The sequence below is a fragment of the Sphingobacterium puteale genome (assembly GCF_003627955.1).
In the GTDB taxonomy this organism is placed as follows: Bacteria; Bacteroidota; Bacteroidia; order Sphingobacteriales; family Sphingobacteriaceae; genus Sphingobacterium; species Sphingobacterium puteale.
Genome location: NZ_RBWS01000017.1, coordinates 77,374 through 94,439 on the forward strand (window position 1 = coordinate 77,374; position 17,066 = coordinate 94,439).

At 42.8% G+C, this 17,066-nt stretch carries 14 protein-coding genes; 8 read left to right on the top strand and 6 right to left on the bottom strand.

What is annotated here, in order from left to right; translation table 11 throughout:
• Positions 1 to 39 precede the first annotated feature (39 nt).
• The 4 genes from D7322_RS20700 to D7322_RS20720 all read left to right on the top strand — a co-directional run bounded on the left by D7322_RS20700 (position 40) and on the right by D7322_RS20720 (position 4,972).
• Entirely contained in the window at positions 40 to 528 is a 489-nt protein-coding gene (locus D7322_RS20700) for an adenylyltransferase/cytidyltransferase family protein (protein ID WP_121126139.1), read from the top strand.
• Between the two features lie 18 nt (positions 529 to 546).
• A complete protein-coding gene (locus D7322_RS20705; protein WP_121126140.1) occupies positions 547 to 1,044 on the top strand; it encodes an adenylyltransferase/cytidyltransferase family protein in 498 nt (165 codons plus the stop codon).
• A 575-nt stretch (positions 1,045 to 1,619) separates the two neighbouring features.
• Positions 1,620 to 3,815 carry a hypothetical protein gene (locus D7322_RS20715; protein ID WP_220700140.1) on the top strand — a complete coding sequence of 732 codons (2,196 nt, stop codon included), beginning with the start codon at positions 1,620 to 1,622 and terminating at the stop codon, positions 3,813 to 3,815.
• 272 nt (positions 3,816 to 4,087) lie between these two features.
• Positions 4,088 to 4,972 (top strand): SDR family oxidoreductase, encoded by an 885-nt coding sequence (locus tag D7322_RS20720; RefSeq protein WP_121126143.1) that lies wholly within the window; start codon positions 4,088 to 4,090, stop codon positions 4,970 to 4,972.
• Between the two features lie 208 nt (positions 4,973 to 5,180).
• Here D7322_RS20720 and D7322_RS20725 read toward each other — a convergent pair whose 3' ends face one another.
• Both D7322_RS20725 and D7322_RS20730 read right to left on the bottom strand, forming a co-directional pair.
• Positions 5,181 to 5,681: an RNA polymerase sigma factor gene (locus D7322_RS20725; RefSeq protein ID WP_183078791.1), complete on the bottom strand. Its 501-nt coding sequence runs from the start codon at positions 5,679 to 5,681 to the stop codon at positions 5,181 to 5,183.
• Between the two features lie 446 nt (positions 5,682 to 6,127).
• Positions 6,128 to 7,195, bottom strand: a complete 1,068-nt coding sequence (locus D7322_RS20730; protein WP_147430506.1) for an alpha/beta fold hydrolase — start codon at positions 7,193 to 7,195, stop codon at positions 6,128 to 6,130.
• A 90-nt stretch (positions 7,196 to 7,285) separates the two neighbouring features.
• Here D7322_RS20730 and D7322_RS20735 point away from each other — a divergent pair, with 90 nt between their 5' ends.
• Both D7322_RS20735 and D7322_RS20740 read left to right on the top strand, forming a co-directional pair.
• Positions 7,286 to 7,537 carry a sigma factor gene (locus D7322_RS20735; protein WP_121126146.1) on the top strand — a complete coding sequence of 84 codons (252 nt, stop codon included), beginning with the start codon at positions 7,286 to 7,288 and terminating at the stop codon, positions 7,535 to 7,537.
• 113 nt (positions 7,538 to 7,650) lie between these two features.
• A complete protein-coding gene (locus tag D7322_RS20740; protein WP_121126147.1) occupies positions 7,651 to 8,967 on the top strand; it encodes a hypothetical protein in 1,317 nt (438 codons plus the stop codon).
• Between the two features lie 103 nt (positions 8,968 to 9,070).
• On the opposite strand, the gene D7322_RS20745 is transcribed toward D7322_RS20740, so the two are convergent.
• Entirely contained in the window at positions 9,071 to 9,529 is a 459-nt protein-coding gene (locus tag D7322_RS20745) for a GNAT family N-acetyltransferase (RefSeq protein ID WP_121126148.1), read from the bottom strand.
• 282 nt (positions 9,530 to 9,811) lie between these two features.
• On the opposite strand from D7322_RS20745, the gene D7322_RS20750 reads away from it, so the two are divergent.
• Positions 9,812 to 11,359 carry a PAS domain-containing sensor histidine kinase gene (locus D7322_RS20750; RefSeq protein ID WP_121126149.1) on the top strand — a complete coding sequence of 516 codons (1,548 nt, stop codon included), beginning with the start codon at positions 9,812 to 9,814 and terminating at the stop codon, positions 11,357 to 11,359.
• A gap of 8 nt (positions 11,360 to 11,367) precedes the next feature.
• Positions 11,368 to 11,733, top strand: coding sequence for a response regulator (locus D7322_RS20755; protein ID WP_121126212.1), 366 nt, complete (start codon positions 11,368 to 11,370; stop codon positions 11,731 to 11,733).
• A gap of 91 nt (positions 11,734 to 11,824) precedes the next feature.
• On the opposite strand, the gene D7322_RS20760 is transcribed toward D7322_RS20755, so the two are convergent.
• The 3 genes from D7322_RS20760 to D7322_RS20775 form a co-directional block, all read right to left on the bottom strand.
• Complete coding sequence (locus tag D7322_RS20760) at positions 11,825 to 14,269, bottom strand: glycoside hydrolase family 2 TIM barrel-domain containing protein (RefSeq protein WP_121126150.1); 2,445 nt, start codon at positions 14,267 to 14,269, stop codon at positions 11,825 to 11,827.
• Positions 14,270 to 14,443: 174 nt separating this feature from the next.
• Positions 14,444 to 15,376: a hypothetical protein gene (locus D7322_RS20770; RefSeq protein WP_147430507.1), complete on the bottom strand. Its 933-nt coding sequence runs from the start codon at positions 15,374 to 15,376 to the stop codon at positions 14,444 to 14,446.
• A gap of 52 nt (positions 15,377 to 15,428) precedes the next feature.
• Entirely contained in the window at positions 15,429 to 17,057 is a 1,629-nt protein-coding gene (locus D7322_RS20775; protein WP_121126153.1) for a RagB/SusD family nutrient uptake outer membrane protein, read from the bottom strand.
• Positions 17,058 to 17,066 lie beyond the last annotated feature (9 nt).

Below are 17,066 nucleotides of genomic sequence, written 5' to 3' on the forward strand. Positions count from 1 at the left end.
CTCCTACAACAACATAGATTTTAAAACTTTAAGAGCAATATGATGATGAAAAAGATAGGAATTACATTTTCTGCTTTTGACCTTTTACATGCAGGTCATATTAAAATGCTAGAGGATGCCAAAGAGCAGTGTGATTTTCTGATATGTGGCCTACAAACGGATCCCACATTGGACCGCCCAGAGAAAAACAAACCGACACAGACGGTTTTTGAACGCTATATGCAACTTAAGGCCTGTAAACACGTCGATATGATTATCCCTTACGCCACCGAGCAAGATCTGGAGGACGTACTGCGTTCCTACAAAATCCATGTGCGTATACTGGGAGATGAGTATATGGACAAAGCGTTTACTGGACGCCAATACTGCGAGGAGAAAGGCATTGAATTATATTTTAATAGGCGCGAAAACCGGTTTTCAAGTTCGTCGCTCCGCAAGATTATTGCTACGAAGCAAGAGCATGTGCAAGGTGCTGTGGTCAAGCTGAATGACACAGGCAATTATCCGCTACAAAGAAGAAATGCTTAATAAATTAAATAATAGGAAATGATTATAGGAATAATATTTGGTGTATTTGACATGCTGCATGTCGGCCATATCGTCGCACTGCAAGAAGCAAAGCGTCAATGCGATTATTTAATCGTAGGACTTAAAACGGATGTTAAGAAAGAAGATACAACTGGCTATGTGGCTGCACAGACCATGGTCGAACGATTTATCAAATTGGAAGGCTGTCAATTTGTGGATGAGATCATTCCTTACGAGTCCGACGATGATATTTCAGATATGCTACAGTCTCTTCCGATCCACAGAATATTTGTCAGTGAAGATTATAAGACACGTGATTTTGAAGGTCGGGATTATTGCGTTGCGGAAGGAATCGAAATCGTTTATACGAAACGCAAAAATCGTTTTTCTAGTCAGTCCCTGCGCGAGATCGTCAGTGAAAAAGAACGGACAAAAGCTAAAAAAATTTTCTCGGTAGATCAGTATGAACCCGTCCACCCAGATTTAGTAAATAAGGTGACCGCCGCCCCCAGATGAGCCGCTTTAACAGTAATACAATCAATCAGAAAGTAAATACTTTACTGCTATGGAAAAGATCAATACTGCCCTTATTTCCAGTGTACGTAAGCTGCGATGCGCCTACCGCATACTTTTGAACATGATCCACAAAGCCCTGCAAGGATTGTACTTGAAGGGCCTTCTATTGAAACGGTTGGCAGCAGATTGTTTTATCCGCCAGATATAGCGTTATTATTTTTAGATTACCGCATTGTTTACAAAGATAGCGGCCTATTTTTTGCGTTAACCCGTACCTATTTCCCTTCTATACCGATTATTTTGCTGGTTGACAATCAGCAATTTTCACCCTCACAGCACTGCAGAGATTCTGTAAGCGCTCTTTTTTCGGTGGACTCAGATCCATCGACGTTGTTTTCATTGATTAGAGATATGGCATATTTCCCGCCCCTTATCCAAATTACTTGATGACGCTTATAATACCACCATTTCGCATAGTAAAAATTAAAAGCTTTTGCCATGCCGATAGGCATAATTACATCGCTAATTTACAGTGCGTGTTATAAAAACTGAAGTAGTGTATTAATTTATAAATTATGATACATCCAGTAACACCATGGACAGCAACCGTCCAGTCCGATATCGCCAGCAGCAAGCCTATCTTCGAACTCATGCTGCATGCATACACGCTGACACTATTCAATACCGGAGATTCACTCTGGCTGGTTGTGAGCTGGCCAAAGGGTGGGCGTATCGCTTTTAGACTCGCTTTTGGCATGAATAGTGATTTTGAAAAAATCACCGTTAGCAAAGCTATTGATGAAGTTCTGGTGACTGCAGCCACGAGATTAGGTTACTACCGGATTATTATATCTCTTCCGGAGAGCGAGGAAGCGGTGTTTCGTTATACGACCAGTTTTCAGGGTAAATTTCCCCTACTGATCCCCTTTTGGCCGCGTGATATCGTGCCCCTTACCGAAAATGGTCGAATAGAAAATACAGCCGGTACAATTCACACCCATCAGGTGGGCGCCCGATCCGGGGAGCTTTATTTCAGTATGACAAAACCAGCTGTGGGTTCGGTTTATTATTTTCAGAATCTTACAGCGATGTCGCCATACTGTCAGGCGACGGAAGTTTCACTCCGTGAAACAGTCGGCGGGAGCTGGCCCGAACTCGGGTTTCAGTTTCCTGTCAATGCGGAGAAACCGCTTCCTTCGGAGACCGAATACATCATATCAGATGCATTTGTGCTATTGACGCAGGAAACTCCGGAAAAGGAGACTGAGGTTGCCACACAATACCTCAGTTATTTATCAACCATCTACACGCTACTACCCCGGCCCGAACCGCTTACCCATGACTGGATCGCTACGTCAAAAAGAGTGCTGGACGATCTGTATACAAACAAAGGTTGCTGGACACAGACCAATGGAGTTCCTTATCTTAATGCCTATGTAGGCGATTATAAAACTCCTTCCGAGATCATGGTTCAGCTAGCCGTCTTATTGCCGCTACAGGAATACCTGACCTGGAGTGGCGATACCCATCCTCTTTTGGACGACCTTGAGTGTGGACTGGGTGTATTTTACGACGATCGGATCAAAAGCATCGTACGCTGGCACCCGGCACTTGAAGATGATCTCGATAAATCCGAAGAACAGAAGCGGGAGATGGTCATGGATTCCTGGTATCTGCATCATCCATTGTTAAATCTTTCACGATTGGCGCTGCGCGGAGACAACACCGCAAAGCGATTGTTTCTGGACTCCGTCGATTATGCTATTAAGGTGGCAAAACACTTTGACTATGATTGGCCCGTTTTTTATAAGATGACCACATTAGAGGTATTAAAAGCCGAAACTGCTCCAGGTAAAGGAGGCGAGAAAGATGTACCGGGATCCTATGCACATATCATGCTTATGGCTTGGAAGCTGACCGGAGAAAAACGCTTTATCCGTGAAGCTAAGAAGGCATTGGAAAGCTTGGATGGCTTAGTTTTTGATATTTTTTATCAAGCCAATAATACTGCTTTTGCCGCCGCGGCCTTAGTAGAGATGTACAAGGAAACCGGCGAGCCGAAGTACCTCGGATTAAGTTACCGCTGCCTCGCCGGCGTTTTCAAAAACTGCCAGATCTGGGACTGCGATTATGGCTACGGAAAAAGTTTTCCTTACTTCTTTGCCGTTTTCCCCTTAAATGATGCACCCTATACCGCTGCCTATGAGGAACTGGAGGTTTTTGCTGCATTACACCATTACCTCGAGGCCAGCAGTAGAATTGAAATTCTGCCAGCATTAAGGATACTTATTCCCGAGTTTATTAAATATGCCATTGGGCGATTGGCCTGTTATTTTCCGCCTCTATTAACTGTTGACATGATTTCCGAAAAAGTGAAAACCGGAGAAATTCAAAGAGATTTATGGATCCCGCTCGAAGATATCCACGACGGTTGGGAAAAAAGCGGCACAGTTGGTCAGGAAGTGTACGGAGCGGGCCTTGCCTTTGCACTAGTTCCGAGACAATATTTTAAAATACCGGAGCTGGATGCTATCGTGTTTGTTGATTATCCAATAACGAATTTTCGAAGAGGTAAAAATTCAGCTACCTTTCTTCTTGCGGGAAGCGAGGTGCTAAAGGCCGAGCTGCGGCTCCTTGGGCTGCCCGGGAACCGCCTTCCTTCCATTCAGATAGCACAGAAAGTTAAATCTACTTATCATCCTGCAAAAGAGAAAGCACCCGGACAATTCGAGCTCTCTGGTACCGGTATGGTACGGATAACCTGGAAATAGGCTCAAAGTTGTGGCAGTGGCGCCAATAAAGATAGCACAGAGACAGCTGACAGTATCAATGAGGCATAGGCACCAGAAAATATGGGTGACAATCAAGCAGTCGCTACGCCTGTGGCCGTAGAGGAATCAACAATTATCTGTTGAGTTTTTGTCCCATTATACCAAACCTATGGTTGACACGCCATAATTTGAGAATCTTTTATTTTATTGAACTATTCAGGTTTTCTACGGGTTCTTATAACGAAATAAATGTTACACGAAGAATCAATATTATGACACTATTTAAGAATCCACACACGAAATATCCCACTCCTCCCTTTCCAAAACAAGAACAGGAAGTACCGGGAACCGAATCAAAAATGAAACCACAAGCCGATCATGGCGAGGAAAGCTTCAGAGGTAGCGGGCGATTAAAAGATGCTAAAGCGCTTATTACCGGCGCCGACTCGGGAATTGGTCGAGCCATCGCCATTGCTTATGCGCGGGAAGGTGCCGATGTGGTTATTAATTACGGCTACGACATCGAAGATGGAGATGCAGCTGAAACTGCTAGACTCGTGGAAAAGGAAGGTCGCCGGGCTTTGCTTTCAAAAGGAGATCTGCGAAAAGAAAATTATTGTCAGGAGTTAATTGATTTATGTGTCCGTGAATTAGGGGGAATCGATATACTGGTCAACAATGCTGCGTATCAGATGGCGCATAAAACGCTGGAAGAGCTGACTGCTGAAGAATGGGATCGTACTTTTGAAACGAATATTAGGAGCATGTTCTATCTATGTAAAGCTGCTGTGCCTTTCATGAAACCGGGCAGTTCTATTATTAATACCGCATCGGTCAATTCTTATCATCCAAATGCCGTTTTATTAGATTATGCCGCTACCAAAGGGGCTATTCAAAATTTTACAGCCAACCTAGCTCAAATGCTGCTCGAACAAGATAAAGGTATCCGTGTTAACGCTGTTGCTCCCGGACCTGTCTGGACACCATTAATTCCGTCCACCATGCCCGAACCTGAGAATTTTGGCAAGGATAGTCCAATTAAAAGGCCCGCTCAACCCGCGGAAATTGCGCCCGCGTATGTGTTCTTGGCATCAGAGGACAGTAGCTATATCGCCGGAGCCACAATCGCGGTAACAGGGGGTAAAATTGCAATTTAAACTTTTCTTTTTCAATCGGAAGATTTGAGCAGATAATTTCCAGGATTGGGAATCGTATTGTATGTACCTCATGAGATCATTACTAATCATGGTGGAACGCTTTGGGTGGAAAGCGAACCCGGCGAAGCAGCAGCCATTTGCCAACGAAATAAACTGAAGCCAAACGTCAATACGTTTGGCTTCAGTTTATTAAAAAGGAGCAGTTTTTTTAATTCAATTTATAAAGCTTAAGCTGTTTCTGTAACTTCTTTCGGGACATGTGAATCCGTGTTTTTATGGTGCCTTCCGGCATATTAAAGTAACTCGCTATTTCATGGTATTTATAGCCCTCCAAAAACAGCCGGAAGATTTCATAGTTTTCCGGGGTTAGGCTGCACATTGCTTTTTCAATGTCTTCAGCCATAAATTTATTGACCCCATTGTTATGCACCACATTATTTGCTCCCTCCAAACCAATATACGTATCCTGAATCTCACTTACCCGTTTGGCCTTACGGTATTTATTGATATACGTGTGTTTCATGATCACATACAGCCAGCTCATTAATTTAGGGTGTTGTACAAAATTGTCAAGGGATTTTAGTGCCCTAATCCAGGTCTCCTGAATAAGGTCTTCCTTTTCATCTGGGTCATTTGTGAATTTGGCTGCAAAATGGTTTAATAATCCTCGCTTTTCCTTGATCAGCACATTTAAATTGAAATCGTTCATAACTTTTCCTCTCTTGTTTATAATGTCATTGTTAAAGGTTGATCCTGCCATTTCGTATCAATAAGAGTGCTAGTATCCCGACCCCTTTTTGTAAAATATACTTCTACTGTGACAAAACGTAGAAATACGTTTTACAGGTAAACTGCGGCATTTAAGTCGGTACTGATTATATTTTGAAACAATTTTCTTATATATTATCTATAAATTAACTAATTAGGATAAAAGATAATTAGGTAGTAAATCATGTCGAAATGCTAAAAGTACGTGGCAGGAAAGAAATCAGCGGAGTTCTTTTTCGTGTGTTATGTTAAAAAAAAGGACAGTGTGTCCATGAGGTTGTCGTGGATATATAATGTAACCGTTGAAATAAAGCAAACTTTTTGTCGGTATGCAGCGCGCTCTTCAGAAGGATAATTATCGAGGTATTTTGATTTTTTGGTATGCTATTAAAGCGTCGCCAGAAAAGCTTGCAGCGCTTTCAGAAAATCTCCCGGGCAGGCAAAGTGGACGTTATGATCAGCACAGTCAAACAGTCGGTGCTGTACCAGTTCGGGGTGCATGGATTTTAACTGTTGATTTTCGGCCCGTGTATCAAATGCATCACCTTTACCAACAGCGTCAATGATTAACATCGGGACACGCAACGAGCGATAGCTTTTTATTGGATCTACACGCATTATGGAAGAAGCGTATCCGCTCACTTCAAAGGGCCTCTCTAACAACTGTACATACTGAACACTGTCCTGCATATGCATATAGGCGTTGAGTCCTTTATATAGTAGGCTATTTCCATCCTGATGTTTGATAAATCCAAAGATTTGCCATTGCTGCGCTGAGCCATCCAGCTGCGCGATATTACGATAGATTTCAAAATCAGATTTATAGACATCAAATAGTAGTTTTTTGACTTCTGCCGGCGGTTCCACCGATCTGAAAAACGCTTCTTTTTGAGCGATATTCATCCTCTTGAACAACGATTTAAATGGGACTGAACCGCCATCCTCCAGCACGAGGGCCCGCACCCGATCCGGATAGCGGTCATGGAAAGCTGTTGCGATATAGCCGCCTCTGGAAAATCCGCCGATAACAGCATTTTTAATGTGCAGATCATCCATGACCGCAGCAAGGTCGTCCGCAAAATCCCAGAAATCCAAATCTTGCTCGGGTATTTTCGTCAGCCCATGACCATAATGATCAATGGACAGTACGCAATATCCCGCTTTAACCAAGTTTTCTGCAAATGGATAAAAATCATAGGCCGACAAAAGGCTTCCTGGTAACCAAATAAACACCTTGTCGGTTTGTTGTCCCCACTTCAGGTATGCAATCCGGTGGTTGGCTGTTTGAACAAACCGCCGATGACCGTTTTCAAATGTCTCGAAAGTATTTCTGTCACGTATATATTTTTTATGGAGAAAGGAATCTGACTCTTGCGCATACACGATGGAAATACAAAGCAGGTAACCGATAATGAAATGACAGACACGAATCATGGACAAATTAGGATGTATCAAAAATAAAACTTTCTGCTAAAGTTAACGAAATTATTGCGTTTTACATGATTTGCTACTGTCAGGCTAAGATATAGCCGTTTAGGACAGCGCATTGTTGAAATAAAACATAAATTGGGCGACATAGTACAGGAGATCTTTACAAATCTTTGGGACAGAATGGACCGACTGGAAATCCAGCATTCTTATCAAACTTTTCTCTTTGCCTCGGTACGCAATCTTGTCATCAGCCGTATCCTTGATGGCGAAGGGACGATTCGTTTTCGTAAGGTCGGATTTGAAGGCGAAAAATTAGTGCAGAGTTTGGATGCGATGATCGAATACCTCAAAGAGCGGGAGCGATAAATAGCATTGGCTATTAAATCCCTGTTTTCATGGATTTTTCCATGTGGATATTTGTCGTAGTTTTAGGCCATTGATCCAACATAAATAGATAGTTAATTCAAAAAGGACTTACGATGAAAGAATATACATTCAAATACCAGAATAACAGTGGACTTCTCTATCTGCTACTTGTTCTCATTGGAATACCATTCGGACTCATTTTCCTGACGGTATGGCTCATGGAGTATGTACAATGGATCTTTTGGCCCAATATTGTTCTGATGCTTAGCCTGATGGTATTCGGTGTCTGGCGTTTTGTCAAAAAATCGAAAGCGATAGATACCATTACCCTGGATAAGGAAGGATTTACATCCTTAAGTTATGGACGGGTTCTTTATAAGGACATCCACAGTATACCGCCCTATGGTCCTCTTCAAGCCCCTCCGCCCTCCATGCGGATCAAACTCAACAATGGAAAAAAGCTCGTTTGGTTATTCAATCCGGATCATCCCCAATCCGCCGTTGAGGCCATTACCTTTGCCGCATTCAGGGAAGAGCTTCTGCATCATCTGGAACAACAGGCTCTAGCTCCTCAGGGCGGAAATCCCGGAGAAAATACCGCAACAAGCCTCGTCTCCCAGATCGAAGAATCTAAAAAACGCGATTACAGATATATTGCCATTCCGATATCGGCGGTATTTGCACTCGTGATGCTTTTTCGTACTTGCGGTGCTGATTTTATTAAGCAACAGCGGGATAAAGAAACGGCGGGTTTTCGAGACGCGATCCTCGATATGGAAAAGACCTATGAAACTAATGTGTTAAAAGCCAAAGATGTTGCTGCAGTGTATGGCCTTACTTTTGGACCGGTATTTTTATGGACCAACGACCCCCGCGCTACGGTGGTGTTTAGACCCGATATTCCCCGGGATCCTTACGGTGCCGAAATCAATGTGATCGGCCTGCGCCATGCCGAAGATAATAAACTGTTGGAACAGTATATTCAACACCCCGATAGTGTAAACTATGATCTGACGATTGTCAATACTGCGGAAAAATTTTATGCCGTGATGAATAAAAGTATATTCAGCCGGGAGGATAGTTTGACCGTACCGATTTACCTCACGGTATATAACCCCAAAGAATCCCTGCCTTCTCCATTTAGCCAGAAAGTCGTGGATTCGACTTTTAGACCGATCAGGTACAGTACTTCCATTGCAATACCGCGTGCCGGAGAACCGAAATCAGAAATCCTCGATCATATGGACTTTGCCTCCGTTCGCTCAATACTTAAAAAATACCGCGGGACCTATTTTTATATGGTTGCAAAAGAACAGGATGGGATATCGGCGCAACAGTTCGAAAAAATAAAAATACTGGTATTAAAGAATTTCGAAGAACACAAAGTTGATACAGAACAATTTGAAAGCAGACGTTGTAATAGCGAATAGCGATTTATTGCTGAATACCTTATCCGGGCGGTGGATTGCATGGATCTGATCACAATCGCAATTGAAGCAACAGTGGCGGCCGCACTTCCTGCACGTGGAATCTCTAAATTTCTATTCTCATCTCCAGTAAATTGGGCTTAAACCCGACTTTACTATAGGCGATTATCGCACTGTCGTTCTGATCATAAACCTGAAGTCTCACCTCCGAGATATTTTTTCCTTTTGCCCAGCTTAACAATGCTTCCAGAATCAATTTATTGATCCCCTGTCCGCGGTGATCTGGTTTTACATACATAAATCCCAAATGCACATATCGGGCAAACTTTTGATACGGCTTGGCATCAACTATTTTCGCATAACCAGATCCGACAAGTTCACTGCCGACCACAGCGACCAATACTTCTGCTTCTGGTGATTTTATGAGTTCCAGCAGGTCGTAGTAGTGAATTTCACCTTCTTCCAATGTATCGTCAAACGGGCGTTCTGCTGCCACGATTCCCTGTTCAAATTCCAATAATACATCTATTTCATGTTCCTGTGCCTGTCTAATTTTTAATTTCATTCCTGATGTCTTTTTTCTAACGTGCAATGATATCTGCGTAAATTTGGGGTAATAGCGGATAACGCAATATACAAAAATCAGCAACCCAATGAACGGCACAAATGTCAGCTGTCTGTAAATTACCCTGAATTGTATATTCTGTTACAGAACATGTCTTGGGGATAAATACCTGTTTTGTTTATATAAAATACGGTCGATAAAAAAAGGGCATATGGTTTGCATTTAATTTCCAAATTAAAAATTGAATTGTACGACATTAATTCGTTAGGGTCTTAAACGTATATGGAAGAAAAAAACACATATATTGATAAATCGAAACATACCATTTATAATTCGAGCGATGATCTCGATCTCTATCTTAAAGCCTTGAATTCTGCCTATTCAGGCATTATTATTACAGATAATATGCAACACGATAATCCGATTATCTATTGCAACAAAGCATTTGAAACTATCAGTGGCTATTCGCACAATGAGATTATTGGGCATAATTGCCGTTTTTTGCAGGCTCAGGATCGTTCACAGCACCAACGCCAACTTTTAAAAGAAAGTATTCAGCGGGGTGAAGAATGTAAAGTCGAAATTCGTAATTACCGCAAGGACGGTACACTTTTTTGGAATGAGCTTTTTATATCTCCTGTTAAAAACGAAGCGGGACAGGTCACCCATTTTATAGGCGTACAAAATGATATTACGGCGCGCAAGAAAGCCGAGTACGACCTTAGGGAAGAGAAAGCACATGTTGAACTTAAAATACAGGAACGAACAAAAGAATTACAGGAAAAGGAAATTTTTCTCTCCAGTATCATTGAGACTGTCCGGGAGAGTTTATTGGTATTAGATGCCAATTATATCGTGTTGAGTGCGAATAAACATTTTTTAAATTCTTTTAAGGTTTCCTCCGAAGAAACGTTAGGAAAACCTCTCTTTGAACTTGGGATGCAACAGTGGAATATCAATTCTTTGAAAGAGCTCCTGACCCAGATCCTACCGACCAACAATCCTGTTATTGATTACGAGGTTGACAATGTATTTCCCCATATAGGCCGTAAAGTGATGCTATTAAATGCTTATCGCATTGAATTTGAGGGGCATTACAAAGATCGGATATTGATAGCTTTCGAAGACATTACGGAGAAAAAAGAGCAAGACCAGCGAAAAGACGATTTTTTGTCCATTGCTAGCCATGAGCTCAAGACGCCTCTCACGACGATTAAAGGTCTGGTTCAAATTTTACAACGTATGAGCCCAGATCATTCGAATGACAAGTTTGTGAGCACGCTCGATAAGATGTCGGCCTATGTCGATCGCTTGAATCTGTTGATCACTAAACTGTTGGATACCTCAAAAATACAGTCTGGTCATATCGAATTGCATATGGAGCCATTTAATATTGATCAAACAATCCGCGAGGCAATTGAAAATATTACGCTCGCTGTGCCCGGTTATGAGATCCAGCTATCGGGCACCACAGGCGCTATTGTCCAAGGGGACGAGCTTCAGATCATCCAAGTACTCAATAACCTATTATCCAATGCTATTAAATATTCACCCGATTCAAATAAGGTGGAAGTAAGCATGCACAAAGTTGCCAATTTTGTAAAAATCTCCATAAGAGATTACGGCATGGGCATCAATTATCAGGACAGACTGAAAATATTCGAACGATTCTTCAGGGCCAGCCATATACAGAAAAAATTTCCCGGATTAGGGATCGGGCTCTATGTGTCACATGAGATTATTGCCAATCATAATGGAACGCTATGGGTAGAAAGTGAACCCGGAGAAGGGGCTACATTTAATTTCACATTACCAATCACAAATAAATGACGAAAGCTATGGAGCGTAGAAAAATAATGATCTGTGATGACGACCAAGGAATAGTAGAGATGCTTGAACTATTTCTCGAATTAGAAGGATTTAATGTGATATGCGAGATCAACAGTACCAATCTGATTAAACAGCTCATGACGCACCGGCCAGATATCTTGTTATTGGACTTATGGATGCCTCTATTATCGGGTGATCAGGTCCTAAAAATTATCCGAAATACGCCCGAAGTGAAAGACTTGCCAGTGGTTATACTTTCGGCGAGTGTCGATGGAGCGGCCATTGCAGACGATTTAGGTGCCAATGGATTTATTGCCAAACCTTTTGATCTGGTTGACATTACTTCCAAAATTAATACAATATTAAGTCATTAACAGGATTATTCGAATGGACAAGTGGGGCAATGCTTTGCTTCGTAAGATAACAAGGCATTGCCAATAGCCCCACAAAATAGAGCTAATTCCCTTATTCAACTTTGATGTGAACCTCTCCTGAAATAAGCCCCTTACTTTTCGCTTTTACGACAATTTGGCCTTTATTTTTACTTGACACAATAACCAACACTTTACCATGAAATGCTCGTCGTGATGTCGACTGGAAACGCGTATGATCTGTTGTATTCCCATTATCCGTCGCCAAAATTTTTGCCCCATCTCCCTCCACCTCAAAATCAATATTATTTGCTGCATCGGGAACAAGAGTGCCAAACTCGTCCACAACATAGGCATGTACAAAAGAAAGTTCATTCATCGCGGCACTAACTGAGTCGTCTTCTGCAATCAGAGCTATGCGCTGTTCCTTTTTTGCTGTACGGATTGTTTTACTTAACACTCTTTTGTCCTGCTGATAAGAGATAACCTCAAGCGTACCAGGTTCGAATGCTATGCCCTTAAAAACGACTTCGTAACGGTCGGAATCTTTTTTCTGATCGCCTATCTTTTTGCCATTGTGATAAAGTTCTACCCGGTCTGCTTGGTTAAAGTAAACCACCACATCTATTATATCCCCTTTTTTCCAATTCCAATGAGGCAATACATGTAGGACAGGCTTCGCTGTCCATACGCTTTGGTACAAATAATATACATCCTTCGGGAAGCCTGCTAAATCCATAATTCCAAAGTACGAGCTTCTTGCCGGCCAAGTATAAGGTGTGGGTTCACCAAGGTAATCAAATCCCGTCCATACATACATGCCCGCGATATGATCGTACTTTTCCATTAACCTCAAACTCGTCTGATGGTCTGATCCCCAAGGCGTAAATACATGGTCATAAGCCGATATACTCTTATCCTTGTTGCCTCCATCGAAAGGTATATCCCATCTTTCGGGCCACATGCGAACAGAATCATAAGGAATCAAATCATACTGTCCACGACTTTCCAATGCAGAAGTACTTTCCGTTACGATGAACTTTCTGCCGGGATGATCCTTTGGAAAACTAGCCCATTTTTTATGGTTGTAGTTATAGCCTATCAGATCCACTGCTGCACTCATCAGCACTGGATTCGCTTTGGAAAGTTCATTGTTTGCAATGGTAGTCAGACGTGTTCCATCCAAGCTGTCTACGATTGAGGCCAAAGCGATTGGAATAGCTATTCCATCCGGTTTTGAATGCCACTGCTCCTGAACTTCATTACCCAGGCACCAGATAAACAGCGACGGATGATTACGGTCGCGTTTGACATGGTCTACAAAATCCCGTCTGTACCATTGATCCCAATATAAATGATAGTCATACGGGTTTTTGTGCCCTTTCCAAACATCAAATGTTTCACTCATCACCACAAAGCCCAAGCTGTCACATAGATCCAAAAATCCAGGTGCTGCAGGGTTGTGCGATGTACGGATCCCATTGACGCCCATTTCTTTCATGGATCGTAGTTGACGTAATGCTGCAGACCGGTTGAATGCCATACCCAGTGCGCCGAGATCACTGTGCAGACACACGCCTCGGATTTTAAGACGCTTCCCGTTTAGCGTAAAACCCTGTTCTGGATCAAAATTAAAATTACGTAAACCAAATTTGCTGTTTTGTTCATCCAGCACCTGGCCATCTGCAATCAACTGTACGCGCGCCATATACTGCTGCGGCGTTTCAATACTCCATAAAAGAGGATCGTCAATGGATATCTGCTGCTGGATATGATGAAGCCCTGTCTTGAATTTTGCCAAGACTGTATGTTCACTTGCAATAGGCAGGCCGTCGGGCGAAAGCAATTGCGTCAGTACCGTGATCGTTTTTGCTTCCTTAAGGGTCTGTTCAATTTCCAGTGACAGGTTTACGACGGCGTGCTTTTCATTGAGCTGGGTGGCTCTTATAAAAGTACTGTTGCTGGTTAAGCTGATTGGATTACGAATGATTAGTTTTGTATCCCGATAGATCCCCGATCCAGAATAGAAACGTGAGTTTGGCTGGTTCTTGTTATTTACTTTAACTGAAAGCAGGTTGTCTCTACCGTCCCAGTATAGATAGCGGGACATTTCATATTCGAATCCGATATAACCGTTGGGCCTTTTTCCTAAAAAATGCCCGTTGATCCACACCTCGCTGTTTTCATATATCCCTTCAAATGCAATAAATATCCTTTGTCCGCTGTCAGCTTTAGCCAGCTTAAATGATTTTTGGTACCAGCCGATTCCACCATCAAGGTAGGCTCCTCCGCTAGCTGCAGGACTGTTTGCGCTGAATGGCATTTCGATGCTCCAGTCGTGCGGTAGGTCGAGGCGGCGCCAGCCCTCTCCTCTTTGTTCATCGATATATTGCTGGCTACTGTCCAGTTTAAACCACCAGTCCGGATTAAAATTAATAACCTGTCTGGATTGCCCAATGGAAGAGCCTGTCGTTGCCAACAATAGCAACAACAGGCTCATTACCCGGCTATATCCTGTATGAAATAGTCGTTTCAACATAAATTTATCTCCAAGCGTAAGCGCTAAACTTGATCAATGATATAGCGATTTGTTTCATTCACATTTACTTGCAAGGATATATCATGATTGAAATGGATCGCATAAGTACTGTCTTTAGCTAATAATTTGCGTATATATAAATAAGTTTTGCTTAAATAGTCAGGATCAATTATCTTATTTATCGTTATTGGTTTCCGCCTCATTTTCAATCAAACTTTCCTTATAGTCTTTACTGATAAAATTGAAGGTCAGCATGGCAGCACTGTCATTCGACAGCACCGGATCCCGTAATACCGCCAGTTGCATGGTGTTTTTCGTCAGTGACATAATGCGTATATCCCCCCAGTCGACCACCATCCCATCTTGCGGCTTACCGTGCAAAGGTGAAGCCCCTGTCATGCGCATGGTTTTCTTTTCGGTATCAATATTAAAAGTCCCTTTTTGAACTTTATCCAACATCGTGTGTATCACATTGACGTTTGCCCCGCCTTTCAGGTCGAAAGTCATGCTACCGTAGTCACCTGCGGGCATTAGCCAGCTATTGCTTTTCCAATCGGGCTGCCAGCTCCAGCTGTCACTATTGAGCGGCTCACCAGTTTTGTTTATCGTTCCCCACCAGTCCCCAGTGCCGTAAAAATACACTGGGCCTTTAAAGTAGCGGGATATGCCATCTGCGTCCAGATCCAGATACCATGTTTTCTCCTCCCCTGCGCCCCCCGTCAGCAAAGTCCAGGTCTCGTCGCTGATAAATTCGGCATACATCTGATCGATTTTAAACGTTACCGGCTCTCCGTAGACAATTCCCCCACGGGTTTCGACGCCAAATTTGATCGTGTATTCCCCCGGAAATGGCATTTTCAGCGTTACCTTTTTTTCCTGGCTGCGTCCCTGTGGATGTTCCCATAAAGGCGTATATTTGGGATCCATCAAACTGGTCAAATAAACAATATTTGGATTATTGACGTCATGCTCAACGGTATAGGCCTTTCCTTCTGCCAATTCTGCCGATGTGACATCGATGTCACCCAGTGAATAGTTCTCCGGGGTGCAGCTCCCAAAGAATATCATCCCTGCAAAGAACATGATAACTGTTCGTATCTTTTTCATTTTTATCAATTTATTATAGTTAAACCAATAGTCCATTGTACGGTGTTTAGGCTTAATTCCATCCCGGATTCTGTTTCAATATACCGTTGGATAGTGTAATCTGCTTGTTTGGAATTTGCATAAAGCCTCTTGTTGTCAAAAAACGCTCTCTGTTTACAATAACTTTCTCAGGCACCGAACCACTAAGCACATCTTCTGATGTTTGGAGCGTGGTCGCTGCCATATCCAGGCCTTGTCTCAGCACGTCCCAATAGCGGATACCTTCAAATGCAAACTCAAATTTTCTTTCCTTTAGAATATTGTTTTTTGATACGGGCAGCGCTACAAAATTGGTTTTATAGGCTCTTTTACGCACCTCGTCAAAATATTTTTGTGCATTGACGGAACCCAGTTCGGCTGCCATCAACAAGACGTCGGCATAGCGGATCACAAAATAATCCTGATCCTGTGATAATTGCATATCCTTATCCCCTCCCGTATTCGTGGTGCCATCCGGCAATGCGGTTGGTGCATATTTTTTTACAGCGTATCCCGTGTATTCGCGCTGATCTTTGAGGTCAAAACCCGTTATTTTTTCGCCCTCGATATCAATGATAGAGGCCGTCTTGCGTGTGTCGTTGTTGTCAAGCTCATTGAAGAAGTTTTTACTTACTGTGCATACACCCCATCCCTGTCCATAGGGCGACCAATTTTTGCCCCGTAGGCCTAGAAATACTACCCAGCGATTACCATCGACATAACCGCTGTAGTTAGAGGTATTGTTAAATTTCTGCGCAAATACCACTTCAGAATTTCCCTTGCCGGCATATTTGGAAATATCTAGTGTATTGTTGCTGGCATTTGGGGTATAACTTGCCGCGGGCCATAGATTCTTAAAATCTGCCACCAAGGTAAACTGTCCGCTGCTGATCACGTCTTCCAACCCCGCCAGTGCTTCTGCTTTGGATACGTCGATGTCCTCGCTGCCATAGTATCCTGAATAAAAGAGATAAACACGGGCCAACAGCGCTTTTGCAGCAAATGTTGTAGCCCGACCGTCATTGGTGGCGGCAGCCGATTTCGGATAAGCTGTCTCCGGAATGTTCGCAGCCGCAAATTTGAGATCCGAAACTATCAATTGGTAAATCGCTTTAGGATCCGACTGTGGAATATTCTCGTTGGTCGGACTCGTTAACAAAGGTATTCTTTCGAAAAGGCGTACAAGATCAAAGTACATTAAGGCGCGTAGGAATCTGGTTTCACCTTCAATTCGCGCGCGTGCGGCTGTGCTTCCCGAGAAGTCGGTGCCATCCAATTTCCCCAGTAGCGTATTGCATCTAAAAATACCGGCATAGTAATCTGACCAGGTGCCGTCAAAGATGTTATTGTCCGATTGGGATTGTGCAATATCAAAACGGTCTATTGCTTGAAATCCTCGGCCGTCTGTTGTTCCTCCACCGCCAAAACAGTTGTCCGAGGCGATCTCAGATGTGATATAAAAGGCTTGGCTGCCGTTGGACGTCGTCCTTTGATAACCGTCATAGCAGCCGACCAAAGCCATTTCAGCATCAGCCACTGTTTTATAAAAATTGCTCTCCAAAACGCTTGTCATCGGTTCGACATCTAAAAAATTGGATGAACATGACCCTAATAGTAAGGATCCCAATAACATGGAATGATAGATATAGCTCGTTTTTTTCATGATTTCTTG

What these genes read in the sequence shown, in the direction of transcription:
- D7322_RS20745 (WP_121126148.1), bottom strand. Translation starts at nt 9,529, where the DNA reads ATGAAATTAAAAATTAGACAGGCACAGGAACATGAAATAGATGTATTA.
- D7322_RS20740 (WP_121126147.1), top strand. Translation starts at nt 7,651, where the DNA reads ATGAAAGAATATACATTCAAATACCAGAATAACAGTGGACTTCTCTAT.
- D7322_RS20715 (WP_220700140.1), top strand. Translation starts at nt 1,620, where the DNA reads ATGATACATCCAGTAACACCATGGACAGCAACCGTCCAGTCCGATATC.
- D7322_RS20725 (WP_183078791.1), bottom strand. Translation starts at nt 5,681, where the DNA reads ATGAACGATTTCAATTTAAATGTGCTGATCAAGGAAAAGCGAGGATTA.
- D7322_RS20775 (WP_121126153.1), bottom strand. Translation starts at nt 17,057, where the DNA reads ATGAAAAAAACGAGCTATATCTATCATTCCATGTTATTGGGATCCTTA.
- D7322_RS20770 (WP_147430507.1), bottom strand. Translation starts at nt 15,376, where the DNA reads ATGAAAAAGATACGAACAGTTATCATGTTCTTTGCAGGGATGATATTC.
- D7322_RS20720 (WP_121126143.1), top strand. Translation starts at nt 4,088, where the DNA reads ATGACACTATTTAAGAATCCACACACGAAATATCCCACTCCTCCCTTT.
- D7322_RS20760 (WP_121126150.1), bottom strand. Translation starts at nt 14,269, where the DNA reads ATGTTGAAACGACTATTTCATACAGGATATAGCCGGGTAATGAGCCTG.
- D7322_RS20700 (WP_121126139.1), top strand. Translation starts at nt 40, where the DNA reads ATGATGATGAAAAAGATAGGAATTACATTTTCTGCTTTTGACCTTTTA.
- D7322_RS20750 (WP_121126149.1), top strand. Translation starts at nt 9,812, where the DNA reads ATGGAAGAAAAAAACACATATATTGATAAATCGAAACATACCATTTAT.
- D7322_RS20755 (WP_121126212.1), top strand. Translation starts at nt 11,368, where the DNA reads ATGGAGCGTAGAAAAATAATGATCTGTGATGACGACCAAGGAATAGTA.
- D7322_RS20705 (WP_121126140.1), top strand. Translation starts at nt 547, where the DNA reads ATGATTATAGGAATAATATTTGGTGTATTTGACATGCTGCATGTCGGC.